At 60.8% G+C, this 26487-nt stretch carries 27 protein-coding genes and 1 pseudogene; 15 read left to right on the forward strand and 13 right to left on the reverse strand.

Annotated features, from left to right (window positions below; all coding sequences use genetic code 11):
* The first annotated feature begins 1 nt into the window (after position 1).
* A complete protein-coding gene (locus BLU48_RS05955; protein WP_057024964.1) occupies positions 2 to 424 on the forward strand; it encodes a RidA family protein in 423 nt (140 codons plus the stop codon).
* Between the two features lie 9 nt (positions 425 to 433).
* Here the strand turns inward: BLU48_RS05955 and BLU48_RS05960 are convergent, their stop codons facing one another.
* The 4 genes from BLU48_RS05960 to BLU48_RS05975 all read right to left on the reverse strand — a co-directional run bounded on the left by BLU48_RS05960 (position 434) and on the right by BLU48_RS05975 (position 4716).
* On the reverse strand, positions 434 to 1006 hold the full coding sequence (locus BLU48_RS05960; RefSeq protein ID WP_046068824.1) for an HD domain-containing protein: 573 nt from the start codon (positions 1004 to 1006) through the stop codon (positions 434 to 436).
* A gap of 87 nt (positions 1007 to 1093) precedes the next feature.
* Positions 1094 to 1651, reverse strand: a complete 558-nt coding sequence (locus tag BLU48_RS05965) for a helix-turn-helix domain-containing protein (RefSeq protein WP_057024963.1) — start codon at positions 1649 to 1651, stop codon at positions 1094 to 1096.
* A gap of 250 nt (positions 1652 to 1901) precedes the next feature.
* Positions 1902 to 2738 carry a 5'-nucleotidase, lipoprotein e(P4) family gene (locus tag BLU48_RS05970; RefSeq protein ID WP_057024962.1) on the reverse strand — a complete coding sequence of 279 codons (837 nt, stop codon included), beginning with the start codon at positions 2736 to 2738 and terminating at the stop codon, positions 1902 to 1904.
* A 37-nt stretch (positions 2739 to 2775) separates the two neighbouring features.
* Positions 2776 to 4716, reverse strand: a complete 1941-nt coding sequence (locus BLU48_RS05975) for a hypothetical protein (protein WP_057024961.1) — start codon at positions 4714 to 4716, stop codon at positions 2776 to 2778.
* A 98-nt stretch (positions 4717 to 4814) separates the two neighbouring features.
* On the opposite strand from BLU48_RS05975, the gene BLU48_RS05980 reads away from it, so the two are divergent.
* Complete coding sequence (locus BLU48_RS05980; protein ID WP_057024960.1) at positions 4815 to 5396, forward strand: hypothetical protein; 582 nt, start codon at positions 4815 to 4817, stop codon at positions 5394 to 5396.
* On the opposite strand, the gene BLU48_RS05985 is transcribed toward BLU48_RS05980, so the two are convergent.
* The 3 genes from BLU48_RS05985 to BLU48_RS05995 form a co-directional block, all read right to left on the reverse strand.
* Positions 5366 to 6580 (reverse strand): DUF1835 domain-containing protein, encoded by a 1215-nt coding sequence (locus BLU48_RS05985; protein ID WP_057024959.1) that lies wholly within the window; start codon positions 6578 to 6580, stop codon positions 5366 to 5368. The genes BLU48_RS05980 and BLU48_RS05985 overlap by 31 nt on opposite strands.
* 151 nt (positions 6581 to 6731) lie before the next feature.
* A complete protein-coding gene (locus BLU48_RS05990) occupies positions 6732 to 6974 on the reverse strand; it encodes a hypothetical protein (RefSeq protein WP_052501140.1) in 243 nt (80 codons plus the stop codon).
* A gap of 72 nt (positions 6975 to 7046) precedes the next feature.
* A complete protein-coding gene (locus BLU48_RS05995) occupies positions 7047 to 8123 on the reverse strand; it encodes an aldo/keto reductase (protein WP_057024958.1) in 1077 nt (358 codons plus the stop codon).
* Positions 8124 to 8338: 215 nt separating this feature from the next.
* Between BLU48_RS05995 and BLU48_RS06000 the strand changes: the two genes are divergently transcribed.
* From BLU48_RS06000 to BLU48_RS06015, 4 genes are all read left to right on the forward strand, one after another.
* Complete coding sequence (locus BLU48_RS06000) at positions 8339 to 8971, forward strand: glutathione S-transferase family protein (protein ID WP_057024957.1); 633 nt, start codon at positions 8339 to 8341, stop codon at positions 8969 to 8971.
* Between the two features lie 16 nt (positions 8972 to 8987).
* Positions 8988 to 9908, forward strand: coding sequence for a LysR family transcriptional regulator (locus BLU48_RS06005; RefSeq protein WP_057025000.1), 921 nt, complete (start codon positions 8988 to 8990; stop codon positions 9906 to 9908).
* Entirely contained in the window at positions 9908 to 10792 is an 885-nt protein-coding gene (locus tag BLU48_RS06010; RefSeq protein ID WP_057024956.1) for a LysR family transcriptional regulator, read from the forward strand. The genes BLU48_RS06005 and BLU48_RS06010 overlap by 1 nt, the downstream gene beginning before the upstream one ends.
* Before the next feature lie 79 nt (positions 10793 to 10871).
* Positions 10872 to 11804, forward strand: a complete 933-nt coding sequence (locus tag BLU48_RS06015; RefSeq protein ID WP_057024999.1) for a pyridoxamine 5'-phosphate oxidase family protein — start codon at positions 10872 to 10874, stop codon at positions 11802 to 11804.
* A gap of 834 nt (positions 11805 to 12638) precedes the next feature.
* Here the strand turns inward: BLU48_RS06015 and BLU48_RS06025 are convergent.
* Complete coding sequence (locus BLU48_RS06025; RefSeq protein ID WP_057024955.1) at positions 12639 to 12914, reverse strand: DUF6124 family protein; 276 nt, start codon at positions 12912 to 12914, stop codon at positions 12639 to 12641.
* A gap of 637 nt (positions 12915 to 13551) precedes the next feature.
* On the opposite strand from BLU48_RS06025, the gene BLU48_RS32200 reads away from it, so the two are divergent.
* The 4 genes from BLU48_RS32200 to BLU48_RS06045 are packed head-to-tail and all read left to right on the forward strand — an operon-like array spanning position 13552 to position 15873.
* On the forward strand, positions 13552 to 14214 hold the full coding sequence (locus BLU48_RS32200) for a hypothetical protein (RefSeq protein WP_057024954.1): 663 nt from the start codon (positions 13552 to 13554) through the stop codon (positions 14212 to 14214).
* Entirely contained in the window at positions 14211 to 14729 is a 519-nt protein-coding gene (locus BLU48_RS06035) for a hypothetical protein (RefSeq protein WP_057024953.1), read from the forward strand. Before BLU48_RS32200 ends, BLU48_RS06035 begins: the two co-directional genes overlap by 4 nt.
* Positions 14726 to 15232 carry a hypothetical protein gene (locus tag BLU48_RS06040; RefSeq protein ID WP_043049353.1) on the forward strand — a complete coding sequence of 169 codons (507 nt, stop codon included), beginning with the start codon at positions 14726 to 14728 and terminating at the stop codon, positions 15230 to 15232. The genes BLU48_RS06035 and BLU48_RS06040 overlap by 4 nt, the downstream gene beginning before the upstream one ends.
* 41 nt (positions 15233 to 15273) lie before the next feature.
* Entirely contained in the window at positions 15274 to 15873 is a 600-nt protein-coding gene (locus BLU48_RS06045) for a hypothetical protein (protein WP_057024952.1), read from the forward strand.
* Positions 15874 to 15896: 23 nt separating this feature from the next.
* On the opposite strand, the gene BLU48_RS06050 is transcribed toward BLU48_RS06045, so the two are convergent.
* Positions 15897 to 17384, reverse strand: a complete 1488-nt coding sequence (locus tag BLU48_RS06050) for an aldehyde dehydrogenase family protein (RefSeq protein ID WP_057024951.1) — start codon at positions 17382 to 17384, stop codon at positions 15897 to 15899.
* Between the two features lie 235 nt (positions 17385 to 17619).
* On the opposite strand from BLU48_RS06050, the gene BLU48_RS06060 reads away from it, so the two are divergent.
* Positions 17620 to 18789: a p-hydroxyphenylacetate 3-hydroxylase oxygenase component gene (locus BLU48_RS06060; protein ID WP_057024950.1), complete on the forward strand. Its 1170-nt coding sequence runs from the start codon at positions 17620 to 17622 to the stop codon at positions 18787 to 18789.
* 57 nt (positions 18790 to 18846) lie between these two features.
* Positions 18847 to 19320 (forward strand): annotated as a pseudogene (locus BLU48_RS06065) (flavin reductase family protein); the annotation flags it as partial.
* 32 nt (positions 19321 to 19352) lie between these two features.
* On the opposite strand, the gene BLU48_RS06070 reads toward BLU48_RS06065, so the two are convergent.
* Positions 19353 to 20675 (reverse strand): alginate export family protein, encoded by a 1323-nt coding sequence (locus tag BLU48_RS06070; protein ID WP_057024948.1) that lies wholly within the window; start codon positions 20673 to 20675, stop codon positions 19353 to 19355.
* A 217-nt stretch (positions 20676 to 20892) separates the two neighbouring features.
* Between BLU48_RS06070 and BLU48_RS06075 the strand changes: the two genes are divergently transcribed.
* The 3 genes from BLU48_RS06075 to feaR all read left to right on the forward strand — a co-directional run bounded on the left by BLU48_RS06075 (position 20893) and on the right by feaR (position 23977).
* Positions 20893 to 22392, forward strand: a complete 1500-nt coding sequence (locus tag BLU48_RS06075) for an APC family permease (RefSeq protein WP_057024947.1) — start codon at positions 20893 to 20895, stop codon at positions 22390 to 22392.
* Positions 22355 to 22921 (forward strand): DUF3156 family protein, encoded by a 567-nt coding sequence (locus BLU48_RS06080; protein WP_057024946.1) that lies wholly within the window; start codon positions 22355 to 22357, stop codon positions 22919 to 22921. The genes BLU48_RS06075 and BLU48_RS06080 overlap by 38 nt, the downstream gene beginning before the upstream one ends.
* Before the next feature lie 114 nt (positions 22922 to 23035).
* Positions 23036 to 23977, forward strand: coding sequence for a transcriptional regulator FeaR (feaR, locus tag BLU48_RS06085; RefSeq protein ID WP_057024945.1), 942 nt, complete (start codon positions 23036 to 23038; stop codon positions 23975 to 23977).
* A gap of 138 nt (positions 23978 to 24115) precedes the next feature.
* On the opposite strand, the gene BLU48_RS06090 is transcribed toward feaR, so the two are convergent.
* Genes BLU48_RS06090 through BLU48_RS06100 form a run of 3 tightly spaced genes read right to left on the reverse strand, consistent with a single transcriptional unit; the run spans position 24116 to position 26478 of the window.
* A complete protein-coding gene (locus BLU48_RS06090; RefSeq protein WP_057024944.1) occupies positions 24116 to 24871 on the reverse strand; it encodes an SDR family oxidoreductase in 756 nt (251 codons plus the stop codon).
* Positions 24861 to 25664, reverse strand: coding sequence for an SDR family NAD(P)-dependent oxidoreductase (locus BLU48_RS06095; RefSeq protein ID WP_057024943.1), 804 nt, complete (start codon positions 25662 to 25664; stop codon positions 24861 to 24863). The genes BLU48_RS06090 and BLU48_RS06095 overlap by 11 nt, the downstream gene beginning before the upstream one ends.
* Complete coding sequence (locus BLU48_RS06100) at positions 25657 to 26478, reverse strand: molybdenum cofactor biosynthesis F family protein (RefSeq protein ID WP_057024942.1); 822 nt, start codon at positions 26476 to 26478, stop codon at positions 25657 to 25659. Before BLU48_RS06100 ends, BLU48_RS06095 begins: the two co-directional genes overlap by 8 nt.
* Positions 26479 to 26487 lie beyond the last annotated feature (9 nt).

Genomic DNA, 26487 nt, shown 5'->3' on the forward strand with positions numbered 1-26487 from the left:
CATGAGCAACAGCATCCAACGCACCAGCGTCGGCGACTTCCCCATCTCGCAAACCGTCACCGTGCCGGCTTCCGCCAGCCTGGTGTTCGTCAGTGGCACGCTACCGGACCTCGTCGATCCGAGTGTGCCTGGGGTTTTTGGCGATACCGAAGTGCAGACTGCTTCGGTGTTCAACAAATTGCGCCAGATCCTGAGCCAACACGACCTGGACCTAGGCGATATCGTGCAGTTGCGGGTGTTTCTGGTCGGTACCGAAGAAACCGACGGCAAGCTGGATTTTGCCGGGCTGCAGCGTGGGTATACGCAGTACTTCGGCACGCCGGAGCAGCCGAACAAACCGGCGCGGACAGCGTTGCAAGTGGTGGCGTTGCCGTTGCCGGGGGCGTTGGTGGAGGTGGAGGCGATTGCTGCTCGGGCGTTGTGATCAAACCCGTTACTCGGCGGCGTGAAGCCTTTGCTCTGTCGCTCGATCGATCAATGCCCGCAATGCTTCGAACAAGGGGTCGGCATCCGTGTGTTTTTTGCCGTAGGCCAGGTTGAAGGCGTAGTCGAAATCGGGAGGGTTCAGCCCCTGGGTGTGCTGCAGCAGGGTCTCCAGTTTGTCCATGGCTTTGACGGCTTTTGCTTCCGGCGAAAGCGCGTTCTCGTAGTCATCCCACAACGTCAGGATCTCGGTTTTCAGCGGACTGTCCAGGGACTGGGCCAACAGCAGCAGGTCGAGCCGCTCCTGCTCGCCCTTGTTGGGAAAGGCCGCCTGGCTAACCGCCGGGATATCGCCGTGGATGGCTTCGCCCAAATCATGGATAACGCACATCTTGAGGATTTTCAGCAGGTCCAGGCCGGGCAGTTGATCGGCGAATACCATCGCCATCAGACACAGGCGCCAACTGTGTTCGGCCGTGCTTTCAGTGCGACCCGAAGCCGTGTGGGCGCTTCTGAGCACATCCTTGAGTTTTTCCGCTTCGCGCAGGAAATCGAGACGGCCTTTGATTTTTTCCAGGTCCATGATGCTGCCCCCACAAGGTCGGTTATGCAGCTAAGCCTAGGTGCGCGAGCGTAGATCGTCCACGCATAAAATATGCGCGGTGTTCAGTCAGAGCGTCTCGACCAGGCGCGCGGCGCTGCCATCGCTCAGGGTCATGCGTGTCCAGCGACACAGGCTTGGGCGTATCGGCACGAGGCTGGAATCGTTGCTTCCAGTGGTGAACTCAAGGGCTGGGGGGGCCTGGGTTTCGCGCCAGCCGGTGTGTTCCAGGCTGGCTTCGATCAGCTGGATTTCCTGGGTTGCGAAGCGCCACAGCGACTGGCCCATAAGATCGGCGAGCGGGCTGGTGAATTGGAGTGCGCGGGAGGGCGAGCATGCGAGCAGGCGGTGCGTCAGGTCGCACACCAGGTGCATCGCTTGCGAACTCTCACTGACCAGCCGGGCCAATGCCTGGTCGGCGGCTGCATCAAGCCGGGCTGCCAACAACTGCTCAAGCTGTTGGTGCGCAGCCGGATCCATCGCTTGTACGCCACTTTCCCAGCGCGAAATAGTCGATTGAGTGACGTTGAATAGCTGCGCCGCATGGCTTTGCTTGACGCGGTGCAGCAAACGCCATCGCCGCAGCGCAATGCCGGGCAGCGCAGGCTTGAGCAAGGAGTGAGGCATTTGCGGTTCCTGAGCCGGCGGGTGGATGACGAGTGTGATGATATGAGGGCCGCAGTGCAAATGAGTGGGATGAACGGCCCTCGGGTTGGCACACCAAGCCTCAGGGCTGAAGTGTTGATCGCTCCAGATACTGGTTCAACGCAGATCCAATGTGGGAGGGGGCTTGCCCCCGATAGCGGATTGTCAGTCACTGCATGTGTTGACTGAACCACTGCTATCGGGAGCAAGCCCCCTCCCACATGGCTACTCCCTATTCCTGCAACAACAACGCCTGCTGCTTGAGCCTGCGCTTCTGCGCAAACGGCAACTTTTCATCATCCCCATACGGCGCGCTGTACCAATTGCCGTAGCTCGGGTTGGGCAGCAGGAACCAGCGTTGCCCCAGCCAGTTCACATAGGGTTCGACGGCCTTGCGCTGCGCAGCCAGGGTGTTGTGTTCGGCCTGCACGAAATCTCCCAGGGAGTCACCGGCCATCAACAGCACGCGTGCCTGGCTGGCGACCCATTGGCGGCGGCAGTTCTTGCCGTAGCCGGCGCTTTCGCAGTGGCCGGTAGGCGTGCTGGCCGCCAGGATCTGTTCATTACTCTCAATCGGAAAGCCGCGTAAACGCAGGTTGTTGGCCGTAGCCGCGACCTGGCTGTGTTCGCGGTTGGTGAGGTAATACACCTTGATCCCTTTTTGCCTGGCAGCCTGCAGGAATGCCACGGAACCTGGCAGTGCCTGGGCTTTGGCCTGCTCCACCCAGGTGTTCCAACGGTCATAGGAATACACCTGGTTATTGATGATGTCGCGGGCGTTGAGCGGCACGTTGTCCAACAGGGTCTCGTCGATATCCACCACCACCGCCGGTGGCAGGCCGGCCAGCTTGCGCGCCGGCAAGGGCAGGGCGTCCCAGGTGGGGTCGGCCAGCGCTACATCGAGTTGGCGGGTGGCGTTGGCGAAGAGCTGGCGGTAGATCAGCTCGTGCTCGATGGACGTCTGGGTCCAGAGCACGGCGTCGAGTTGGTCGTTGGCCGGTGGGGTCTGCTGGCAGCCTGTGAGGGCGGTGGTGAGCAAGCAAAGGCTCGCGACAATCAGATTACGCATGGAATGGTCTCGCAGTGGACGCCTGGGCGTGGATGACTCAATAAGGCTCGCCGATCGAGCAGTGTGCAATCAATTGCGCGAGTGCTCTTCTTAATAGGCTCTCTGCATGCGTGTTCATGCGTAGCATCAGGGAACCGTCCGATTGCAGGATGATGATCCCGTCGAGTTTGTCATGATAGCTGCGTACTTCATGGAAGCCGCCCTCGTCGGTAAACAACATCAACGGACCGCGCTCTGTTCTGGTGATGGCGTAAATGTCCAGCAACGGGCCGTGTTTGGCGGTTTCGAACAAGCCAAGCATGGCGTGGCGGGCAGGCACTCCTGCACGAACCGACCTCGGATAATATTCGTTAACGATCAACTCCATGCCTGCGTCGGCAATATACCCGGCAATGTCTGGCCAACAGGCTTGCGCCCGAGGGGCCAAGACATGTGCCATCGAACTTGTTGCATCGACAATCAGCTTGGGTAGCGGCCGAATATGTTCCGTAAGGACACGACGAAAGTGCTCGCGCAACTGGCGCGCTGAAGCCGCATTGGAGGGTGTCACGCAGGCGAATGCCTCGCAGCGCTCGCTAACGTTCACGTCGCCTTTATGTTTGCACATCTCACGGAGTTTCCTGGGCTGGCAGGCGGGCACCGGCCCATAGTTGGCGAGCGCTACCAGCGCCTCTGTATTGAGTTTTGCATAGTCACGCAATGCTTGATTGAAGTTGCGTGTATTAGCCCTGGCATATTGTTTGGCTTCAAGTACATAAATGATGCGATGGCTTCCATCCGCTTTGCGCTGCAGGAGTGAATAGTCTGGTTGAATATGTTGCTTGCGACCCGTTCCTGTCAGCCCAATACCTTGGGCCGCGACGCGAAACTCCGCGATCAATTCGAGAACGTCATTACCGATGCGCAGGTTAGCGATATGGCTGGGACTGAAAGCGAATGTCAGGCGATTGTCCGTGCCCATCAATTCAAAGTGCTCACCCGCGTATTGCAGTTCACGTTTGAGCAGGGTAACGAGCCACACGGAGTAGAGCTGTGAGCGGTGTTTCCAGATGGGCAGGTCGAGCACGTCCTCCAGTTCATGGGATAACGCGTTGGCCGCGACCACGTCTGAGTGAGCGTTGACCAGCGTTTCGACCTTTTTCGCCAAAACGGCTCGCTGGGAATGAGGGACCTGTTGGTGGCAATACCAAAGCGCCGGCAGAAGATGAAAGCGCGCAATGTGGTCTTCCTGGATATGAGCCAGCAAGGACTCGCTCCATTGCCTGATAGGTGTGCGGCCCGGCATGGCTGGATCGTCGGTCCTGCGCACGCTGCGCAGTTCAGCCTGGCTGGCGTAGCGGCCTGTGCGACGGCACAATTGCTCGGTCAGGTCCGCGATAGGCTGGAGTGCGCGGGTCAGTGGGTCGGTGATCGGTCCCTGGGGCAGTGGTACGGATGTCTGGTAAGGCCAGTCTAAATTGTTTATCCAGTTTTTTACCTCATCGCTCGCGATGGGCGTTTTGAGGGCGGCCCGAGCATTTTCCTCGCCCAGTGTGTCTGCAAAGGTGGTCAAAAGCCCCCCGCTGATCGCTACCAAGTCCCTGGGGTTATAAGCGCGTTGCGCAACAGTGCTATTGAGTCGCTCCATGATGTTGCGTGCGCTGCGAAAGGCCTCTGCATCGAAAGACAGCTTTTCGCCTTCATCAAAGTTGAACTCGAGTAACAGGCGCTCATTGCTATGGGATACGCCTGCCTCAATCATCATCTGATAGATGTCAGTGAGCATCATGCTGAACGGCTGCAAGGCATTGAGTACCGCGATCAGGAACGACGTGATGTCGACGTCGTGCAGCCGCAAGTAAGCGCCAACGTCCTGGAACGCGGGGATGTGCAACGCCGCCCGTAGGTCCACGACGAATTGTTTATCGTGGCTCATGGGGGCCAGCCGGCCCTCTGAATTCAAGCTGTCCCAAAGCTCAGCCGCGGTTTTCAAGTGCACAGGTTCATCCTTGATAAAGATAAGTGGCGATTAGCCATAATTTGCAAAGCGTGAGATGTTACCCGACTCAAGGAAACCATGCGCATTTCAGGATCAACATGAACGCACAACAAGGTCTTTACGAAAATGTCACGCTTATTGACATTCAATTGGCGTCTGTCTATTACCCGATTCTGGTCGACCTGGCCAAGCATAAACATTGCCTGACCTACACCGAGTTGGTTGATCGGGCCAAGCATGAGAACCCCGACCATAGGGTCGTTCAGAATGCCATCCCTGTATCCACCGGGCGGCGCTTGGATGTAGTCAGGCTGTTCACTGACGAGCGCAAGTTGCCAGACCTGACGTCGCTGGTAATCAGTAAAGGCACGGGGGAGTGTGGGAGCTTTTTCACCCGCCATTTCGATCCGGTGGCTGCGCGTGAGCAGGTCTTTGCGTTTGACTGGAACACCGCGACTACGGATTTTGCAGGTTTTGTCGAAGTGACCGAGAAAGCGGTGAAGCCGCGTAAAAAGGTCAAGAAGCCGCAGGCACGCGAACGCATGGCGGCTTACTATCAGGCGAACAAATCCAACCTCCCGGCTAACGTGAGTGAGTACAGAGAAGCCATCATCGAGCTCATTATGGAGGGCTTCTCTGATGAGGAGGCTTACGCGATGACGTTGCGCCAGACAAGCTGAGCGTACCTGTCGATTGTCCAATGCGACTGACCTGGCTCGATACAGGTACCGCCTACCCAACGTGCTTCTGAGCTATGGTCTGGCCAATAGGCGCTCTCGCTGAGCACTTCCCGCCCCAAGGCTGTCAGTTCCAGGTGGCGCCGAGGCCATTCCAGATGCGTCTCGGTTTCCAACAGCAACGGCTGCTCTGCATCAATCAACGGCTGCAGCAGGGCATGGAACATCATGTCTCCCAGGAATGGCAACGGCTCGCGCTTACCCATCAGCTCTGCGAACACCCGGCCGAATGGCACCGGTCCGGCCTCGGCGATGTACGTCAGGCCCAGGCGTTCGGTCAACGACAAGCCATCATGCGTTCCGGGTAACTCCTGCAATTGGCGCAGCAGCGCCGGAGCGAGAAAGGGCAGGCAGGGGTAATTGCCATGGGCCAGTTCCGCGAGCTTGAGCGGTGAGCTGTCGCAATAAGCCGACCAGGCGCGTTTGGCCAATTGCACTGCGTTGTCGTCGATCAAGCGCCGCTGCGGCCAGAGCCAGGCCAGCACATCGGGGGCCAATTGGCCTATGCCGATAAATCGCTCGACCCCGGGAATGCGGTCTGCCTCAATCAGCTCCAGCTTGTGCGGCGCCCGCTCCAGGCCGGCCAGGGCGCGCACCAGAAACAGTTGGTCGTAGGCGTCCGCTTCGCACCACAGCACACTGTGATCGGCATTGGCCAAGGTTTGTAGCTGGTCGTATTCATCGTTGACGCGATGCGCGACTTCAGTGGAGTCAAGGGCAAAGGCCTGACTGATAAAGATACTGCGCATCGCGCGGAACGTTTGGCTGGGCAGTTCACGCACTGGCCCCATGCACAACGGGTCCGTGAGCATCCGGAACTGGCCCTTGAACCCGGCCAGTTGCAGGCTGTGGGCAATATCGTTGCCACACCGCCAATGGGTGGTGCGCGATTCATCGCTGGCCTCGAAACCAGGGTGTCGGGCGGCAAAGTCGAGGGCGTCGACATGGGCCTTGAGCTTGGGCCAACTGGCGAAGCCCAGTTGTTTGGCAAGCTGCCATTGAGCCTGGGACAAGGTTGCGCTGGGGTCTTGGCTTTTCAGGCGCGACAACAGTTCCTTGGCGCGCTTGCGCTGCTGCTCAAGGTTAAGGCGGCCGTCGGTGTTTGAGGCGAAAGGGCGTTGCGACATACGAGCTCCTTGTTCGAACCTTTTCCGCTTTAAGGTTGGGAGTCGTAGAAATGAGGTAGAGCTGTGATGTCCTGGGCGCAGCCCTTTCCGCGGAAGGTGGCGTGGAGAGCGCCAGGCCGCAAATATAGGCAGCGCGACGCACGAATGCAAATCAACCTTGCCCATCACCCTTGCGATCGATCCAATGGGTCTTGATGCCCTTGGCCCAGGCCACTGTATAAAAACAGCTGAGCAAGACGATGCCCCATTGCTCGGCGTTGATCGACGACCAGAACCAGAACGGCTGGCCGGCCATGCCAAACAGGCAAGCGTAGCGGCGCACTTTCAAGCGTTTGCTCTGGCTGAACCAGATAGCGACGACGCCGAGGGCGGCGATCATGATTTGCGCGATCAAAGCCAGACTCCTTTGCCGGGGGCACTTGATTCAAAGGTGGGAAGGATGTGTTCCCACCTTTGAACCGCACTGTTATTTGTCTTTGCGCGCATCCATGGTCTTTTGATGCTCGGCCAGAAACGGCTGTTCCGCAGGATCAAAACGATCAATCCCGGCCGTAAAGCGGTGCCAATAGGGGTACAGCGGCTGGCGACGGGTGACCGCCTCGATGCGTGACGATTGTGCTTCGGTCAGCTTCAGCTCAGTGGCGGCGAGGTTGTCGCGCAGGTGCTCTTCGGTACGCGCTCCGACGATCAGCGAGGTGATCCCCGGGCGATCCTTGAGCCAGGCCAGGCAGGTACGGGCGACCGAGACGCCATGCTCATCGCCGACGGCGGCGAGGGTCTCGATAATGTCCAGGGCGCGCTCCTGGTCATGCACATAGGGTTCCGGCCAGCCGCTGCCCTGGCGGGTATTGGGTGGCGGCTTGTGCCCGCGGCGGGTCGTGCCGGTCAGCAGGCCTTCTCCCATCGGGCCCCATACCAAAGTACCGACGTGCTGGTCCAAGGCCAGCGGCAGCAATTCGTACTCGGCTTCACGGGATTCCGGGGTGTAGTAGATCTGCTGGGTGATGGGTTTGAGCATGCCGTGCAGCTCGGCCTTGCCCAGGGTTTTCATCATCTGCCAGGCCGTGAAGTTGCTGGTGCCGAAGTAGCGGATCTTGCCCGAACCGACCAACAGGCGCAGGGCTTCGAGAGTCTCTTCGATCGGCGTCATGCCGTCCCAGTTATGCAGTTGGTAAAGGTCGATATGGTCGGTACCCAAACGCTTCAAACTCGCTTCGCAGGCGCGGATCAGGTGATAGCGCGATGAGCCGGAATTGTTCGGGTTGCTGTCCACCGGGCTGCGGCCCTTGGTAGCCAGCAGGATATCGTTGCGCTTGTCACCCAGGGCCTTGCCGACCACCTCTTCGGCCAGGCCGTGGGAGTAGAGGTCAGCGGTATCGACCATATTCACCCCGGCATCGAACGCGATGTCGAACATACGCTTGGCCAGGGGCACGTCCACCGCGCCGCATTTTTCGAACTCCGCACGACCGCCAAAGGGCACGGTGCCCAGGATGATTTCCGATACCAGCAGGCCGGAATGACCCAGTTGTCGGTATTGCATGTCGCCTCCTACTTAACGTTGCACGTGAAGGTGTGAACGATGGGGAGGACGATAGTTTGAATTTTTTTCATGAAATTGCGACGCCGGCGCCGAGAACTTCCAACAGGTGATTGTTTCGTCCAATGAAATGCTGGATTGTAAATCCTGGTCATTCCGCCGACTGAGGCGGCAGTGGAATATGCCTGGCGTCGATACCCATTCTTTTGGAGCCTTTCATGACCCAGCCTGCGATCAAACTTTATGGTTTTCCATTGTCCGGCCACTCCCATCGGGTCGAGCTGATGTTGTCCCTGCTGGGCTTGCCCAATGAATTTATCCTGGTGGACCTCAAGCAAGGTGCGCATAAAACGCCCGAATTCATTGCTAATCTCAACCGCTTCGGCCAGGTACCGGTGATCGATGACGGCGGTACTGTCTTGGCCGACTCCAATGCGATTCTGGTCTACCTTGCCAGTACCTATGGCAAAGGGCAGTGGTTGCCGAGCGAGCCCATCGGCCAAGCGCGGGTCCAACGCTGGCTCTCGGCCGCCGCCGGTCAACTCCATGCGGGGCCCGCCACGGCGCGCTTGGCCACAGTGTTTGGCGCCGAGGTGGACACTGTCAGCGCAATCAACCGAGCCTATGCCCTGCTGAACGTGATGGAGCAGCAACTGGGCGAGAGCCGTTTTCTGGCTGGTGATCAGCCAAGCATTGCCGATATCGCGTTCTACACCTACGTGGCCCATGCGCCGGAAGGCAACGTGTCGCTGTCCGACTACCCTGAGGTGCGTGCCTGGCTTGCCAGCATCGAAGCCTTGCCAGGGTTTGTCGCTATGCCGCGCACGGCGGTGGGGCTGCAATCACAGTAACGATCAAGGGATGCCGATGGACCGATTTCATGAGATGCAGGTATTCCTGGCGGTGGCCGAGGAGGAGGGTTTTGCGGCTGCTGCACGCCGCCTGAAGACCTCGCCACCCAGCGTGACCCGCGCCATTGCCGCTATGGAACAGCGCATCGGTACGCAACTGCTGGCGCGCACCACGCGCAGCCTGCACCTGACCGATGCCGGCCAGCGTTACCTGGAAGATTGCCGGCGCATCCTCGCCGAACTGGAAGAGGCCGAGGAAGCGGCAGCGGGCAGTTACTCCATCCCCGGCGGCCACCTGACAGTGACCGCACCGGTACTGTTTGGCGAGCTGTATGTGGCGCCTGTGCTGGGGGAGTACCTGGACCAGTTCCCCCTGGTGAACATCAGTGCCTTGCTGGTCGACCGTGTGGTCAACATGACCGACGAAGGCGTTGATGTAGCGGTGCGTATCGGCCATCTGCAAGAACCCGGACAGCAGGCGATCAAGGTCGGCGAAGTGCGCCGGGTGGTGTGCGCATCGCCGGCTTATCTGGACCAACGTGGGCGCCCGCAGCGGCCTGAGCAATTGCGAGAAGCCAAGATCGTCACCTCATCGTCCAGCCAACTGGTCAGTGAATGGACGTTCGTCGACGCCGGCCAGCCGCTGAAGATAGCCATTGAGCCGCGTCTGAGCGTTACGGCGAACAATGCCGCAATCAATCTGGCGCGCCTGGGCTGGGGCATGACGCGGGTGCTGTCGTATCAAGTCGCGGCAGCGGTGGCGGCGGGTGAGCTGGAGCTGGTGCTGGAGGCTTTCGAACCGGCGCCGCTGCCGATCCACGTGGTGTTCCAGCAAAACGGTCGCATACCGGCCAAGGTCCATACCTTTGTGGATTTCTTAAGCCAGCGCCTCGGACAGGACGCGGCCCTCAATCCAGCGACGAAGCGGCGCGCCTGATGGAGCGCTTTCGCGATATGCAGTTGTTTGCGGCGCTGGCCGGGCAACCCAGCCTGGCGTCGGCAGCACGCCATGCCCGGGTTTCCGGCCCGACCCTGGTACGTGCGGTTGCGCGCCTGGAGACACGCCTGCGGGTGGTGTTACTGCAGCGCAGCACACGCGGGGTCAACCTCACCGATGCAGGCCAGGCTTATCTTGCCGACTGTGTACGCCTGCTGGCAGCGGTGGATGCGGCCGAAGCCTCGGCCAACGGCGCCCATGTGCACGCCCAGGGCAACCTGCGGATATGCCTGCCGTTGCTGTTCAGCCGCTATGTGATGGCGCCACTGCTGGCTGGCTATATGGACCGCTACCCGGCGGTGCGTGTCATCGCTAACTACCACGATTATTACCCCAACCTGCACGAAGAGGGGTTTGACGTGGCGGTGTGGGTGGGTGAGCTGCCCAACTCATCGCTGATTGCACGACAGGTCGGGCAAGTGCGCACCCTGCTTTGCGCGAGCCCCACGTATTTGGCGGCCAGGGGCGAGCCCCGGCATCCGGCTGACCTCAAGCAACATCACCTGATTGCCAGCGCCGAAGCGGTGCATTGGGGTTTTCCCCACTACGCCCTCAAGGCCCGCGCACGCCTCAGTTGCGCCACGGTGCAAGGCGCGATCAATGCGGCGGTGCAGGGCGCGGGGGTGATTCGTTGCCTGAGCTATCCGGTTCACGATCACTTGATGAGTGGCCGACTGCGCCGTGTCTTGCCGGCCTTTGAACTGCCGCCGCTGCCAGTGCATGTGATCTACCGCGAAGGCCGTCATGCGCCGATGCGCGTGCGCAGTTTTGTCGACTACTGCGTCACCGCGTTGCGCGAACATCCGGCATTTCAGTTGGCGTAATAGTGGATTGCCTGGGGTGGGCATTCTCTGCATGGCTGGGCAGGCGCAGCATTCGGTTATCCAACCAGAGGTGATCGCCATGAACTCGATCGAACAATCCCCTTGGCATACCGGCGAACGGCAACTGCAGGAAAGCGCCGGCGTTGCCGAACGCATGGCCATGATCGGGCCGAAGGTCATTCGTGATCATTTGCCCGAGCAGCATCGTGATTTTTATCCGTTGTTGCCTTACCTCATTCTGGGTGTGGTGGACGAACAGGGTATCCCCTGGGCGACCATGCTGGAGGGCGCGCCAGGGTTTGCCCATTCACCGGATCCACAGGCGCTGCAAATCGACAGCCTGCCCGCCAGAAGCGACCCGGCCTCGGCTGGCATCACTCGTGGCGCGTCCGTTGGCCTGCTGGGCATCGACCTCGGCACCCGGCGTCGCAACCGCATGAACGGTCGGATCGGAGCGCTGGATCATGACGGCTTTGCGGTTGATGTGGTGCACACTTTCGGCAACTGCCCCAAGTACATCCAACTGCGGCCCGTCGCTGGGGTTGCGCGCAAACCTGGCGATACAGCCGAGCGCAGCACCAGCCTGGACGCTGCCGCCCAAACGCTGATCAGCAACGCCGACACCTTCTTCGTCGCCAGCTACGTGGACCAGCACGGCGAACGCTCGGTGGACGTTTCCCATCGCGGCGGCAACACGGGGTTTGTGCGGGTAGAAGGCAACGTGCTGACCATCCCTGATTTTGCCGGCAACCTGTTCTTCAACACCCTCGGTAATCTGCAAGCCAACCCGGTAGCGGGGCTGCTGTTTGTCGATTTTGAAACCGGCGACGTGCTGCAAGTGGCGGGGCGTACATCGTTGATTCTTGGCGGGCCGCAAGTGGCCGAGTTTGAAGGCGCGCAACGCTTGTGGACAGTGACGGTGGAGCATGTGGTCCGCCGTCCTGCAGCCTTGGCATTGCGCTGGCAGTTCGCGCAGTTCTCACCGCACAGCCTGGCGATGGGCACCTGGTAGCCGGGCACCCGCTCCCAGGCATTGCTATCTCACTGATGCAGTGAGATCAAAATGTGGGAGGGGGCTTGCCCCCGATGAGGTAGTGTCAGCCAATACATCTGTGACTGACCCACCGCAATCGGGAGCAAGCCCCCTCCCACATAGGAACATCATTGCCTGTTGAATTTGCGTTTGTTCATCAGGCCACCGGGCATTCTCGGTTCAGTCCGGGGCGGACGGTGAAGATGACGTCGGGGGGCAGTTGAGGGTTGTCATCCGAGGGGGATGACGGGGGATTGGGTGTGACTTTCTTCATGGCGAAGCTCCTATGAATGAGCACATCCATTTCGCTACCACACGAAGTAAGGAGGCGACTGTACACGGGGTGGTAGACCGGTCATAGAAACCCGGCAGGCCGAAGCCTCCCATGCACAGCCGCCACAAAGCAGCCCGCACAAAAAAACGCCCTTGAGCGTTTTGGGGTCTATGAAAGAACTGGGCTACCACGCCCATTCGCTGATTTTGCAGCGACCCGCGAAGGTTAGCGGCGAGGCTCATCGGACGCAACCCGAAGTTTGTGTAAGAGCCGTCTGATGAACTCACTCCTTGGATCAACGTCAGCGGGTGGTCGTTGCCGCAAGGTTGATCGAGATGGAGGCGCAGGCGCTGGGGCTGAAAACGACAGCTATCTCACTGATGCAATCCGATCAAAATGTGGGATGGGCGGTGCGACGATTCGACTTGCCCCCCGATGGCGGTGGGTCAGTCACAGATGTATTGATTGACACTACCTCATCGGGGGCAAGCCCCCTCCCACATAGGAACGTCATTGCCTGTTGAGTTTGCGCTTGTTAATCAGGCCACCGGGCATTCCCGGTTCAGCGCTTCATCGACCAGTAACTGCGCAATCTCGATCATCTGCACCACCGCCAGCACATGCTTGCGGCTCTGGCCGTCAAGCTGTTCGGCACAGTCATAGGCACAGACAGTCGCTGACTCCAGCATTTCGCTGGCATTGCACAAGGCCGCTTCAGTGCTGAGTCCGGGGCGGACGGTGAAGATGACATCTGAGGGGAGCTGAGGGTTGTCATCCGAGGGGGATGGCGGGGGATTGGGTGTGACTTTTTTCATACGGTTGCTCCTGGAGTTAGAGGAGCCGCCACAATCACTTCCACATGATGGGGTGGCGACTGTACGCAGGTGTGGAAGACCGGACTCCAGGACCCCGGCGCACTCGAAAGTGCCCCGCGCACAGCCGCCATAACACTTTATAGCGAGCATGAAAAAAGCGCCCGCTAAGGCTATGGGCGCTTATACGCCTGGAGAGTTCGGGCTTCCACACCCGTTCGCTGATTTTGCAGCGACCCGCGAAGGTTAGCGGCGAGGTTCATCGGACGCAACCCGAAGTTTGTGTAAGAGCGGTCTGATGAACTCACTCCTTGGATCAACGTCAGCGGGTGGTCGTTGCCGCAAGGTTGATCGAGATGGAGGCGCAGGCGCGGGGGACTGCGATCCAACTGTGGGAGGGGGCTTGCCCCCGATGGCGGTGGGTCAGTCACAGATGTATTGATTGACACTACCTCATCGGGAGCAAGCCCCTTCCCACATTTGATCTGCGCTGCTTTGAGCATCATTTGTAGTCAAACCCCGATTCCCGCCGTACCATTCGCCCCCCCTCGCAGTGACGCGAGGCGCAGCGCCAGGAAGGCTCATCCCATATTTGTCCTGGCGACTGCAGTGTACTTTTTGCCAGCGTTCAGGATTCGATATGTCTTGCTTCTCCCGGCCTTTGGCCTTGTTCTTGATCACGGCGGCCCTGACGGGTTGCGGTACTCAGCCGGCATCGCTGGTCAGCCAGCCGTTGCAACCTGGCCCTCTGGAGCCAGTCGCTTATGTTGTCGGGTCGATCGGCCCGCAGAGCCTCAGTGCGTCCCCCGCGCCTAATCAGCGTCTGCTGTTTCGCAAGCGTGGTTCGGAGTTTGGTGCCGCGGCGATATGGGTCGGTGCGGGGCGCCAAACCCCTCAGGATGTGAAAGATGCGGCCGGTGCCGCCAGTGTATTTGTGCTGGCGCTCAAGCCTGGGGATTATGAGTTTTATGATTTTCAGTTTTTCTCCAGCAGTTACTCACCGACTCTGGGGACCACCTACACCTCGGTGCAGGCGCGAGAGAAGTTCAACCTGCCACTGCGTCTGAAGGCCGGCAACGCCTATTACCTCGGAGAATTTCGCTCGTTATGCCTTGGCGCTTCCCTGTGTGGCTTCCACTGGCGTGACCAGCAAGGTCGTGACGAGCCGCTTGCGCGCCACTATGTTCCGGGCCTGCCGACCCTGGATTTGCTGCCCCTGGATTATCGCAGCGCCGCCCCTTACATCATCGTGCCTCTGCCAGCCGGCGCGGGCCAGAACACCCTTCACGAGACACGTCCATGAACCGCTTTATGACCCTCGGCGCCCTGGCGCTGCTGACCGGGTGTGCAACCACCCATACGCTGCCTGAGCGTGCATTGCCGGATGGCAAGGAATACCTCAAGCCGATCCACGTCATGATCGATGATCCGCTCAATGCCGCACTCATCCGTAATCAGTTGCGCGAGACCGGGGTGTTTCGCAGTGTCGAAACCGGCAGGGGCAACCCGGGGGATTATTCGGTGTGGGTGCGCTACAACATCCAGCGTGATATGCCGCCTTTCCCCTTGGTATTGCTGAGTGCGGCAACCCTGTTTCTAATGCCCCTTTCAGTGACCGTCGACACCACCACCGAGTTTTCCCTGCAGCACAATGGAAAGCAGCTCAAGCAGTACAGCTACCGCAACGTCACCCACAAATACTCCTGGTTGCTGGATGGCCCTGGCGGGATGGAGTTACAGAACGGTCATCGTGTTGCACGTGCTTTTGCCGAGGATGTACAGCGCGACGGCTTGCTGCCCGAGGAGCACGCACAATGATCAGGACTACGCTACTGGCTGCCGTGCTGTTGCTTGGCGGTTGCGGTACCGCCCTCAAACCGTTGGACTACAAGGCAGAGCGTGCCTATGTGCCGATGAGCGTCACAATGCCGTCGCCCACGTCGAGGTTTGAACAGCAGACGCAGCGCGAGGTCATCCAGCTGTTGCGTGACACAGGTGCCTTCAGTTTTATGGATGGCGGCTTCAGCAAGACCGGCTACAGCTTGTTGGTCGATCAACGCGGCGGTAAAGGTGCCGGTGCGCTCCCGGCGATACTCGGCGCGCTGACGCTGCTGACCGTGCCGGTGCCCTACACCTATGAGCGCCAGTTGCACGGCTCGCTGTACAAAGACGGGCACCTGCTCAAAACCTATGCCTACAAACGCGGTGGCTGGACGGCCACGACCTGGTATATCCCTATGACCGAGCCCCGCAGTGAAAGCGAAATGTTGAGCGACTTGATGCGGGATCTGGACCACGATCGCTTGATTCCTTATCAGTGACAGTTGGGTATTTTAATTAGTCTTAATAGAGGAATTCACGGATGAATTACGCGTTGTTGTTTGGCTTGGATGTGCAACTGGGCTTTTTGGTGATGGCTTTTGTGTTGGTGATGGCGGTGATTGGTTTCATTCTTGACAAAGACACCACGCCGCAAGTTGTCGTGGCGACCGGCGTTGCGCTGATTTCGATTGCCGCGTGTGCCGTGGTCTCTATCGACGCATTCAATGGGCTGGCTCAGTCACTACACGAACAAGGCAAAATCAGCGGTGATCTGTTTGACCAGGTCAAACACCGTTCCAACCTGTTCCTGTTTGTTTTCCCGTTTGTAACCGCCGCCATCGGCACGAACCTGATTTCCGACGTGCTGACTAAGAAGTTGCATTATGAAAAAACCTTGGGTCCTGTGGATTTGCTGCAGGGGTGCTGGGAGCTTCTGAAAATCCTGTTCGGTGTGGTTATTTTGCCGTTTGTTGCGATTGGCTTGGTGCCCTTCCTGCTGGTCGATACGTGGAAGCGCCACGTCACCCGTTATATGGAAGTCGTTGGCGCAGTAAACCGTCATCTGCAACTCAAGATGCTGAAGGCCGACATCATTTCCAGGAATCTGTTTCGTGGCCCACCAGCCAAACCTGAGCCCTGATTCCGGTCGCCGGCACTCAGTCCTCAATACCGAACCATCACCGACTTAAGCTCGGTGTAATCCTCAATGAACGCACTGCCAAACTCCCGCCCAACCCCCGAAGACCGGCTGCCGCCAAACGGCACTGCCGGGTCGAGCAAGGTGTGCATGTTTACCCACAAGGTGCCAGCCTTGATGGCCGGAATCATGCGCAGGGCCTTGCCCAAATCGTTGGTCCACAGGCTGGCGCTCAACCCGTAGGGCCCGTGGTTCATCAGCGCCAGCAGCTCGTCTTCGTCGTCGTAGGGCAGGAAGGTGGCGATGGGGCCGAAGGTTTCTTCGTTGAGCAGGGTGTCGTGCAGGTGGTTGGCGAGGATCACCGTGGGTTCGACGTAGCAACCAGGCCGGTCGATAAGGTGGCCGCCGTGGATGATCGTGTTGTTTTCGGTGCGGGCCTGGTTGAAGTAGCCGAGCAGTTTCTGCTGGTGCTGCTGGTGCGTGACCGGGCCGAATTCGGTGTGTTCGTCCAGGGGCGAGCCAATGTTCAGGCGGCTCAGGCGCGCCGCGAGTTTTTCCAGCACGGCGTCGATTTGCGAGCGGTGCACGAAGAAGCGTTCGGCCGCCGCGCAGATTTGCCCCGAGTGCAAAAAGCCTGCTTCGATGATGCCGTCCACTGCTTTGTCCACGTCCATGTCACGCAGGAAGCCCGCAGCATTCTTGCCGCCCAGTTCCAGGGTCGCACGGGTCAGCCCGGCACCCATGGCGCTGCGGCCGACGGCGATGCCGGTGGGCACTGAGCCGGTGAATGAAACCTTGTGCGTGCCGGGGTGTTCCACCAGCCCCTTGCCGACATGGCCGCTGCCGGTCAACACATTGAGCACCCCCGCCGGTAACCCCGCGTCGATGGCCAGTTCAGCGATGCGCAGCAGGGTCAGCGGCGTGAATTCGCTGGGCTTGATGATGATGCTGCAGCCGGTCACCAGTGCCGAAGCGAGTTTCCAGATGGCGATCATGGTCGAGAAATTCCACGGCACGATGCCAACCACCACGCCCACCGGTTCGCGCAGGGTGAAGGCGGTGTAGCGCTCGCCATTGAATGACGGCAGCGATGGAGTCAGCGTCTGGCCGCTGAGCTTGGTGGCCCAGCCAGCGTAGTAGCGCAGGAAGTGCGCGGCCTGCTCGACCTCGAAAGCGCGGGAAATCTGGATGATCTTGCCCGACTGGCAGGTTTCGATCTGCGCCAGTTCTTCACGGTGCTGTTCCAGCAGATCGGCCAGTTTCAGCAGCACGTTGCCACGGGTGGCGGGGGCGGCCTGGGACCACAGTTGGAAACCACGGTTGGCGGACGCGACCGCGGCGTCGATGTCCGCCAGGTCAGCGTCGGCCACTTCGGCGATGACCTGGCCGTTGGCAGGGTTGGTCACGCTCAGGCTTTCAGTGGCGTGGCTGCGTACGCTGACACCGTCGATAAACACCCCATGGCGGCGACGCAGAAAGGCTTCGACTTGGGGCAGCAGCGGGATATCGCTCATGGCAGGTTCCTGGCAGTTCATAAAGAAAACCCGAGGGTAACCAACGCACCGATAAGCGGCTTGACTGTGCCTGCCAGGTTTTATGCCTGTGCCTGCCGCACCTGTGAAAAGTACAAGTTTGCCTGCCGAATGTGCATTCTCCGCCTGCGTGAGCCGTTCGATACTGGCCCTGCATCCCGCGCCGCTCCGCGATCCGGAGCGCCTGCCGGACTTCCAATAATAAGCAGGGCCGTCCATGAAAAAGCCAAACCCGCTCCTCGAAGACCTCAAGCCCATCCTGCCGGCCATCGCCGCCAATGCCAGCCGCGCCGAACAGCTGCGCCAAGTGCCGGATGAGAATATCGCCTTGCTCAAAAGCATCGGCCTGCACCGCGCCTTTCAGCCCAAGGCGTACGGCGGCCTCGAGCTGTCATTGCCCGAATTCGCCGACTGTATCGCCTTGCTTGCCGGCAGTTGTGCCAGCACCGCCTGGGCCATGAGTTTGTTGTGCACCCACAGCCATCAATTGGCGCTGTTCTCGGCTCGGTTGCAGGAGGAAATCTGGGGCGCCAACCCGGATGCCACGGCCAGCAGCAGTATTGCGCCGTTTGGTCGGGTCACCGAGGGCGAAGGCGGCGTGTACTTCAGCGGCGAGATGGGCTGGAGCAGCGGCTGCGACCATGGTGAGTGGGCAATTGTCGGCTGCCGCCGCCAGAATGCCGAAGGCACCCAGGATTACTGCTTTGCCGTGCTGCCGCGCAGTGACTATCAGATTCGCGACGACTGGTTCGCTGCCGGCATGAAAGGCAGCGGCACCAAAACCCTGGTCATCGACAACGCCTGGGTGCCCGAGCACCGTATCCAGAAGGCCAAGGACATGATGGAGGGCAAGTCCGCAGGCTTTGGCCTCTACCCGGACAGCCAGATTTTCTATGCGCCTTATCGACCGTATTTTGCCAGTGGCTTTTCCACCGTCAGCCTCGGTGTGGCCGAGCGCATGCTCGAGGTGTTCCGCGAAAAAACCAAGACCCGGGTGCGCGCCTACACCGGTGCCGCTGTGGGCGCCGCCACCCCGGCGTTGATGCGCCTGGCCGAGTCCACCCATCAGGTGGCCGCCGCCCGGGCGTTCCTGGAGAAGACCTGGCAGGAACACGCTGAACACAGCGCCGCCCAGCGTTACCCGACGCGCCAGACCCTGGCGTTCTGGCGCACCAACCAGGCCTATGCCACCAAAATGTGCATCGAAGCGGTGGATCGCCTGTTTGCCGCCGCGGGTGGCAACGCCTGGTTCGAACATAACGAGATGCAGCGCCTGTTCCGCGATTCCCATATGACCGGCGCCCATGCCTACACCGACTACGACGTCTGCGCGCAGATCCTCGGCCGTGAGCTGATGGGCCTGGAGCCCGACCCGAGCATGGTGTAGTCGCGTATTCCTCCATAACCATCAGGGCGGCCAATAGACGCCACCCGGGAGTCTTGCATGTCTGACATTTTTGACCCGCGTGCCTTTCGCCGCGCCCTGGGCAACTTCGCCACCGGCGTGACCGTGGTCACCGCCGCCACCGCTTCCGGGCGCAAGGTGGGCGTGACCGCCAACAGTTTCAACTCGGTGTCCCTCGACCCGCCGCTGGTGCTGTGGAGCATCGACAAACGCTCCAATAGCCATGAGGTGTTCGAGGAGGCCAGCCACTTTGCCGTGAATGTGTTGGCGGCCGACCAGGTGCACCTGTCCAACAACTTTGCGCGCCCCCGTGAAGACCGCTTCGCCCTGATCGAATACGAGCCGGGGGAGGGCGGCTCGCCGGTGTTCGCCGATTGCTCGGCGCGCTTTCACTGCGAGAAATACCAGCAGATCGATGGCGGCGACCACTGGATCATGATCGGCAAGGTGGTGGCCTTCGACGACTTTGGCCGTGCGCCGCTGCTCTATCATCAAGGCGCCTATGCCGAGGTGCGGGCGCTGCCTCCGTGCGCGCCCGAGGGGGGTCAGAACGGTACGGCCACCACCAGCTGACTGTAGACATTGGTAGCGTTGCCGCCGACCTGGTTGCCGCCGGTGTCGGCATCTTTGTCGGGTTTGTACAGCCCCAGCAGCGGCGTGATGATCAGGTGTTCATTGACGGCCCATTCGGCGTACAGGTCCAGTTCGCGGCCATCCAGGTTCAACTGGCCGCGGGTGCTGACGGTGTTGTAGTCGAAGAACAGCGCGCCGAGGGTGAGGTTCTCCAGCGGCTTGACCTTGAGCGCCACGTGTTGCACCGCTGTGTTGCTGTTGTAGGGGCCGGAATAGTTGCCCGCCACTTCGCCCTGTACCCAGGTGCCATAGCCGCGGTTGAAGCCTGAGAACATGCCGTCCCAGTTTTTTGAATAACGGGCGTAGCGGTAGGTCAGGTCCGGTGACCAGGGCAGGTCGGCGAAGGTGTAGCCGGCTTCGGCGTAGCCGGCGCTCTGCTGGCTGTCGCGGCGGTCCTGGCGGGCCAGTTCGAAGGCGAAGTGCGCGTTGTCGATGCCGGCACTACCGGCACCGCGCAGGCTGTAGAGGTTCATGCCTTTGCGCTGGCGTTGCAGGTCGGTAGCGAAACGCTCATCCACGTCGATCCCGTGTATATAGGTGAGCCCCAGGGTGCCCGGGGCGGCGCTGTATTCCAGGGTGCCCGCAGCCATTTCGGTCCTGGCTTGGGCGCGGTTGTCGGACTTGATCCACATCAGGCTGCCATGCACGCCATCCTTGCCGCCCAGGCGAACGACCGCGGTCTTGTCGAAGGCATGGCGCGCAGCGATGTAGTAGGCGCCGCCGCGATTGAACTCCCCATCGCCCACGCCATTGCCGAGGTTGGGGCCGTCGTCGTTGATGATAAAACCGTCGCCCAGCATGATGATCTGGCGGCCGAACGACAGGTCTACACCGTCTTTGCCCAATGCCGGGAACAGCTCGCCGGAGCGCCAGCCGGCGAAGGCTTCGTCAAACTTGGTGGTGCGCTCGGTGCCATTGGTGACCCCGGACGCATCGCCATCCCCCCAGGTACCGGAACTCACCAGGTTAGCCGTGCCATACACGCCGCCCAGGCTACCCAGGTTTTGCTCGACGCTCAGGCCGTACTTGATAAACGCCTCGCGCCAGGTGGAGCCGCCGCGGCGGCCGTCGTAATTTTTCGGACTGTTGAACATCCCATACACAGCGAGGAAGTTTCCCGTGACCTGGGTGTCGGCATCGGCGTACAACTCGACGGCATGAGCTTGCCCGGCCAACAGCGCGACGCCTATGACGACCGCTTGGCGTAGACGGCGGTTTTTCAGTGTGTGCTCCATTGTTATTGTCCCCATCTTGGTTAAGAGTGAGGGCGCATTAGGGCGAGGGGCGTCAAGCCAAGTCTTTGCCATGCGTGCCAGGGAATTGACCCTGGCCGCCAGGTGCTACGCCGTGGCAGGCAGCTACAAAACCAGCGGCAGACAGCGGCAAGACGATCAACGCGGGTGGGGCGCAGAGTGCCGACACACTAAAAAAACCGCTTTCGAGGACCCCACCATGTCGATCAACGACCGACTCACCGCGCACCTCAACCGAGGCACGGTAGGTTTCCCCACCGCGTTGGCCAGCACCATTGGCCTGATCATGGCCAGCCCGGTGATTCTTACCGCCACCATGGGCTTCGGCATCGGCGGCAGTGCGTTTGCCCTGGCAATGCTGATCGCCGTGGTGATGATGCTGGCCCAGGCGACCACCTTTGCCGAGGCCGCCTCGATGCTGCCCACCACCGGTTCGGTGTACGACTACATCAATTGCGGCATGGGCCGGTTCTTCGCGATCACCGGCACGCTGTCGGCGTATCTGATCGTGCATGTGTTCGCCGGCACCGCCGAAACCATCCTCGCCGGGGTCATGGCGCTGGTGAACTTCGAACACCTCAATACCCTGGCAGAATCGGCCGGCGGCTCGTGGCTGCTGGGTGTGGGTTTCGTGATCGTGTTCGGGGTGCTGAACGCCTTCGGGGTCAGCGCCTTTGGCCGCGCAGAGATCATCCTTACGTTCGGCATGTGGACCACCCTGATGGTGTTCGGCGTGCTGGGCTTGATCGCCGCGCCAGCGGTGCAACTGGACGGCTGGTTCGGGGAATCGCTGGTGGGCACTGATCTGGTCACCGTGTTGTCGCTGGTGGGCATGGCGATGTTCATGTTCGTCGGCTGCGAGTTCGTCACCCCGCTGGCGCCGGACCTGCGCCAATCGGCCAAGGTGATGCCACGGGCGATGATGCTCGGGCTGATGGGCGTGGCGACGTGCATGTTTATCTATGGCGCCGCGATGAAGCGCCAGGTGGAAAACGTGGTGCTCGACGCCGCCTCCGGCGTGCACCTGTTGGACACACCCATGGCTATCCCACGGTTCGCTGAACAGGTGATGGGGCAGATCGGCCCGTTGTGGCTGGGCATTGGCTTCCTGTTTGCCGGCGCTGCAACCATTAATACCCTGATGGCTGGCGTACCGCGCATCCTCTATGGCATGGCGGTGGATGGCGCGTTACCGAAGGTGTTCACCTACCTGCACCCGCGCTTCAAGACACCGCTGCTGTGCATCCTCGTAGCGATGTTGATCCCGTGCCTGCATGCGCTGTACCTGGGCGGCAACACCGACAACATCATGCACCTGGTGCTGGCGGCGGTGTGCGCGTGGAGTTTTGCCTACCTGCTGGTGACGTTGTCGGTAGTGATCCTGCGCATTCGCCGTCCGGATTTGCCCCGGGCGTACCGTTCGCCGTGGTTCCCGCTGCCGCAGGTCGTGTCGAGCATCGGCATCCTGCTGGGCATGTGGTTTATCACCCCACCCGGCATGAACCCGGCGGATATCTATGTGCCGTTCGGAGTGATGCTTGGCGTAACGGCGGCCTACGCGTTGTTCTGGACCCTGGTGGTACAGAAGGTCAACCCCTTCAAGCCCGCCTGCGTCGAGGAGGTGTTGGCCAAGGAATTCAGTCATGAACCGGGACATGCCCATGAGCCTTATAGCGACTTTGCGGCAAAGGCTGTTTGAACTGTTCAGCGCTGATCGCGCACCGAGCGGCTATCGACCCGGGGTGACCCTGGCGCGCTTGCGGCGTGATCTTGGCCTGGCGAAACTCGACGTGGGTGGGGCGGTATTTGAGCTGGTCGAGCGCACCGAATCGCAGTTGTTGATGCATCTGGTCATGACGGAGTTCGTGTTGCACGTACCCACGCCTACCCCAGGGGCGGGCAGCTTCGAGGTGCACCATGGCGGGGCTATTCGGCGCAACGGCATCCGCGTGCGGCAACGTTCTGGCAACCAGGCCCTGGGGCCTGAGCTGCAGGCGCGTTTGCTGGCGGACAAAGGGTTATTCGAAGCGCTGATGCCCCTGGATTTCAAGCGTCTGCGTATCGACCTCAAGGACCGGCAATGGTGCGTGCGCCTGGAGCATATGGGCGGCAGCGAAGTGGTCAACCGCATGCCGGCGTTTCGGCGTTATATCGCTGTAAGCCCGGAGCAACGCAACTATTTACTGGCGGCGTTGGCGGGCATGAAGCGGGTACTGTCGAATCTCTGATTGGCATCATTAGTGCTTCTGCAAAGGCCAAACGAGTTGTTGTTGCGCGCATATAGATAACATGTTAACTATTGCACCAGAACAACAAAAAGAACGCCACTGCGGAGACACCCCATGAGCATCCCACAGCATGCACCCGACGGGCTCGACAGCTGGAACCGCGAACTGCGCGCCGCGTGCGGCCACTTCGACACCGAACTGGCCTTCAACCGTTCGCTGTTTATCGGCGAGATTCACAACCTGCCCCGTGGCCTGGCCATCCTGCGCACCAATGCCGGGCTGATCAAGCGCCTCACGCACCATGCCGACCACGACAACGACCAGGAATGTTTCCTGGTCAGCCAGCGCAGCGGCTATGCGCAGATCACCCAGAACGACCAGACCGTGCAACTGGCCCCTGGCGAGATGCTGCTGATGGACTCGGTAGGCTCCATCGAAATCACGCCCTTCGGCTTGATCGAACACGCCTCGTTGTCCCTCTCGCGCACTGAGGTGTGCAAGCACCTGCGCGGCCAGGGGCGGGCCTTTGGCAAGATTTCATCGACCAAGGCCTGTGGGCGCATGTTGCATGTGCTGATGGATCAATTGTGCAAGGACGATACCGAAGACAACGCCACGGAAGTGGAAGCACTGCAAGCGGCCTTCGTCTCACTGTTGGGTTCGGCGCTGGAGCAGGGCGATGACTGCCACGAAGGTGTAGCCTCGTTGCAGGGCAATAACCTGCGCAGCTATGTGCAAAAAGTCATCGACGAGTCACTGGGCCAACCTGGCCTGAGCCCGATTGGCCTGGCTAACCGCCTGAATATCTCGGTGCGACACCTGTACCGCTTGTTCGAGGAACAGGACGACAGCGTCTGCCGCTACATCCAGCGGGCGCGGCTCAAGCGCAGTGCGGACGACTTGACCAACCCGTTCCTGCGCAGTGAATCGATCACCTCGATTGCCTACAAATGGGGGTTTACCGACTCGGCGCACTTCAGCCGATCATTCAAGAAACAGTTCGAGGTGTCGCCCAAGGATTTTCGCACCAGCCGGTTGCAGGCGGTGGGGGCTTAAAGGCCACTGTCTTCAAATCAAAGGAGATCCAATGTGGGAGGGGGCTTGCTCCCGATGAGGGTGTGTCAGTCGATGCATATGTGACTGACCCATTGCCATCGGGAGCAAGCCCCCTCCCACATTGGACCGAGTTGAGTGTCAGATTTCGGGCAGGGTGGAGCCACCATCTACCACCAGGGTCTGCCCGGTGATATAGCCAGCCAAATCAGAAGCCAGAAACACCATCGCGCCGGCAATATCCGCCGCCGTACCCAAACGCCCCAACGGCACACGGCTGGCGATGCTGTCATTCAAGGCGGCATCACCCAGGTTACCCATCGCCGGCGTGGCGATCATGCCCGGCTCCACGCCATTGACCCGCACATTCAACGGCGCCAGTTCCAGCGCCGCATTACGGATAAACCCGTTCACCCCGGCCTTGGACGCTGCATAGTGGCTCAGCCCCGGATAACCCACCCGATTGCCGGTGACCGAAGACGTCACCAGCACGCAACCCCGGCCTTGCTCGCGAAACATCGGCAGCGCCGCCTGGGTCAGCCAGAACAGCGCCGAGAGGTTCACCGCCAAGGTGCGTTGCAGGATCTGCGGGGTGATGTCAGCGAACGCGGTCAGCGGGAAATAGCCAGCGTTGTGCACCAGAATATCCAGTTGCGCCAACTCTTGAACGCAGGCGACTACCGCCTCGGCTTGCGCCAGGTCAACGCCCACGGCCTCGACCTGATAGCCCTGCGCGCACAACCCAGCGGCCACCCTTTCAGCTTGTTCAAGCAGGCGATCGGCAATTACCACCCGCGCACCACGTTGGGCAAAGGCTTGGACGATGCCCAGGCCAATCCCTTGGGCACCGCCGGTGACCAGCACCACCTGGCCGCTGAAATCCAGGTCATTGGGCATGGGCAGGCTCCAGGCGCGTAAACGCCAGCGTCGGCACGTCGACGATGCTGGACCCACCGTCCGCCACCAAGGTCGCCCCGGTAATGATCGAAGCGTCGTCGCTGGCCAGGAAGCGGCACACCTTGGCGATCTCATCGGCACGGGCGGCGCGGCGCAGGGGTACATCGGCACACACACGCTCGTACGCTTGCTGCAAGGTGTCGCCGTAGGCGTCCATCAACGGCTGCATCTCTGCATCGGCCATCGGCGTGTGCACCCAGCCTGGGCACACCGCGTTGACGCGCACGCCGTGGGGCCCATAGTCCCGTGCCAACGAGCGATTGAGCCCGAGCAACGCATGTTTGGCCGTGGTGTAGCCGCACACTTCTGGCCCTGCTGCGAGGGAGGCGATGGAGCCGATCAGCACGATACTGCCGGCGCTTTCCCGCAACAGCGGCAGGCAGGCGCGGGCACTGTAGAACGCGCTGTCCAGGTTGCTGCGCAGCGCCGTTTCCCAGGTAGCCGGGCTGGTCTGGGTGGCGCTGCCCAGGCCATGGCCGCCAGCACAGGCCAGCAGCACATCAATGCGTCCGTAGTGCGTGTGGATCTGCCGGATAAAGCCGTCCCAGTTGTCAGGGCAGGCCGCATCGCCCACCAGGACCAGGCCGCCGGTTGCCTGCGCCACCTGCTCCAGCGGCTCACGGCGCCGGCCGATCAGCACCAGCCGTGCGCCTTCCTCGGCGTACAGCTGGGCACAGGCGGCACCGATGCCGGTGCCGGCCCCGGTGATCACCACCGTGCGCGCCTCAGTCACGGGGATATTCCGTGTGGTTGAGCACCTGGCAATAGGAGCTGATGGGGAAGTTCGACAGCGCATCGAAGGACGCCCCCGCATAGCCGAAGATCTTGCCGTCGCTGCGGTGCTGTTGCAGGTCGATCAACACCAGGCCGAGGGTGGGCACGATCTTCTCCTGCCAGACGAACAGGTACAGCTGCTCGGCGATCTTGTAGTAATGGCAGCGGTCGGTGTCGCACAAGCCTTTCTCCACCCCCTCAAGGCATTGCCAGGCGTAGAACTGCGGGTTGAGGTAGATGTGCTCGTAGACCTCGCTGGGGCTGTAGCGGTAGTGATTGCGCAGGCCCACCAGTTCCTCGGTGGGGGCGTGCAGGCAATGGCCTTCCTGCCACGGCCGGTCGAGGCTGCCGTGGAGGAACTCGGCGTGCACCGAGGTCAGCGGTTTGCCAGCCAGGGCGCGGTGGTAAAGACCTTCGTGGGTCTCTGCCGGCTCCGGCATACGGCCAATCACCGCGGTAAAGGAGGCCGTTGGCGTGTCCAGCACCAGGCTGATCGACCAGCTTTGCCCGGCCTCATGCTTGATGAAGTCCACCAGGTACAGGCCCGGGCGAATCGAGCTGGCGCGGTAGGCGGCGCTGCCGCTGGAGTGGCCGTCGGCGGCGTGCCAAGCCAGGCGCTCTTGCTCGAAACGGTGTTCGATCTGCCAGCCATTGGCGAAGTGCAAAGTGAAGGTCTGCCCGGCCAGGTCGGCAAGGTTCGGCAGGATGAATGCCTCGGGTGCAAAACCGTCCGCCAGGGCGCCTACGGTGATCCAGTCAGAAGAAGTGCTCATGACAAGGCT

It is taken from the genome of Pseudomonas synxantha (assembly GCF_900105675.1).
Classification (GTDB): domain Bacteria; phylum Pseudomonadota; class Gammaproteobacteria; order Pseudomonadales; family Pseudomonadaceae; genus Aquipseudomonas; species Aquipseudomonas synxantha.

Excerpts from the sequence above, each read along its gene's own strand:
- BLU48_RS06010 (WP_057024956.1), top strand. The coding sequence starts at position 9,908 with ATGGAGCGCTTTCGCGATATGCAGTTGTTTGCGGCGCTGGCCGGGCAA.
- BLU48_RS06000 (WP_057024957.1), top strand. The coding sequence starts at position 8,339 with ATGACCCAGCCTGCGATCAAACTTTATGGTTTTCCATTGTCCGGCCAC.
- BLU48_RS05980 (WP_057024960.1), top strand. The coding sequence starts at position 4,815 with ATGAACGCACAACAAGGTCTTTACGAAAATGTCACGCTTATTGACATT.
- BLU48_RS06075 (WP_057024947.1), top strand. The coding sequence starts at position 20,893 with ATGTCGATCAACGACCGACTCACCGCGCACCTCAACCGAGGCACGGTA.
- BLU48_RS06005 (WP_057025000.1), top strand. The coding sequence starts at position 8,988 with ATGGACCGATTTCATGAGATGCAGGTATTCCTGGCGGTGGCCGAGGAG.
- BLU48_RS06080 (WP_057024946.1), top strand. The coding sequence starts at position 22,355 with ATGAGCCTTATAGCGACTTTGCGGCAAAGGCTGTTTGAACTGTTCAGC.
- BLU48_RS05970 (WP_057024962.1), bottom strand. The coding sequence starts at position 2,738 with ATGCGTAATCTGATTGTCGCGAGCCTTTGCTTGCTCACCACCGCCCTC.
- BLU48_RS06040 (WP_043049353.1), top strand. The coding sequence starts at position 14,726 with ATGATCAGGACTACGCTACTGGCTGCCGTGCTGTTGCTTGGCGGTTGC.
- BLU48_RS06070 (WP_057024948.1), bottom strand. The coding sequence starts at position 20,675 with ATGGAGCACACACTGAAAAACCGCCGTCTACGCCAAGCGGTCGTCATA.
- BLU48_RS06035 (WP_057024953.1), top strand. The coding sequence starts at position 14,211 with ATGAACCGCTTTATGACCCTCGGCGCCCTGGCGCTGCTGACCGGGTGT.
- BLU48_RS06090 (WP_057024944.1), bottom strand. The coding sequence starts at position 24,871 with ATGCCCAATGACCTGGATTTCAGCGGCCAGGTGGTGCTGGTCACCGGC.
- BLU48_RS06025 (WP_057024955.1), bottom strand. The coding sequence starts at position 12,914 with ATGAAAAAAGTCACACCCAATCCCCCGCCATCCCCCTCGGATGACAAC.
- BLU48_RS32200 (WP_057024954.1), top strand. The coding sequence starts at position 13,552 with ATGTCTTGCTTCTCCCGGCCTTTGGCCTTGTTCTTGATCACGGCGGCC.
- BLU48_RS05965 (WP_057024963.1), bottom strand. The coding sequence starts at position 1,651 with ATGCCTCACTCCTTGCTCAAGCCTGCGCTGCCCGGCATTGCGCTGCGG.
- BLU48_RS06045 (WP_057024952.1), top strand. The coding sequence starts at position 15,274 with ATGAATTACGCGTTGTTGTTTGGCTTGGATGTGCAACTGGGCTTTTTG.
- BLU48_RS06015 (WP_057024999.1), top strand. The coding sequence starts at position 10,872 with ATGAACTCGATCGAACAATCCCCTTGGCATACCGGCGAACGGCAACTG.
- BLU48_RS06060 (WP_057024950.1), top strand. The coding sequence starts at position 17,620 with ATGAAAAAGCCAAACCCGCTCCTCGAAGACCTCAAGCCCATCCTGCCG.
- BLU48_RS05960 (WP_046068824.1), bottom strand. The coding sequence starts at position 1,006 with ATGGACCTGGAAAAAATCAAAGGCCGTCTCGATTTCCTGCGCGAAGCG.
- BLU48_RS05985 (WP_057024959.1), bottom strand. The coding sequence starts at position 6,580 with ATGTCGCAACGCCCTTTCGCCTCAAACACCGACGGCCGCCTTAACCTT.
- feaR (WP_057024945.1), top strand. The coding sequence starts at position 23,036 with ATGAGCATCCCACAGCATGCACCCGACGGGCTCGACAGCTGGAACCGC.
- BLU48_RS05995 (WP_057024958.1), bottom strand. The coding sequence starts at position 8,123 with ATGCAATACCGACAACTGGGTCATTCCGGCCTGCTGGTATCGGAAATC.
- BLU48_RS06100 (WP_057024942.1), bottom strand. The coding sequence starts at position 26,478 with ATGAGCACTTCTTCTGACTGGATCACCGTAGGCGCCCTGGCGGACGGT.
- BLU48_RS05955 (WP_057024964.1), top strand. The coding sequence starts at position 2 with ATGAGCAACAGCATCCAACGCACCAGCGTCGGCGACTTCCCCATCTCG.
- BLU48_RS06050 (WP_057024951.1), bottom strand. The coding sequence starts at position 17,384 with ATGAGCGATATCCCGCTGCTGCCCCAAGTCGAAGCCTTTCTGCGTCGC.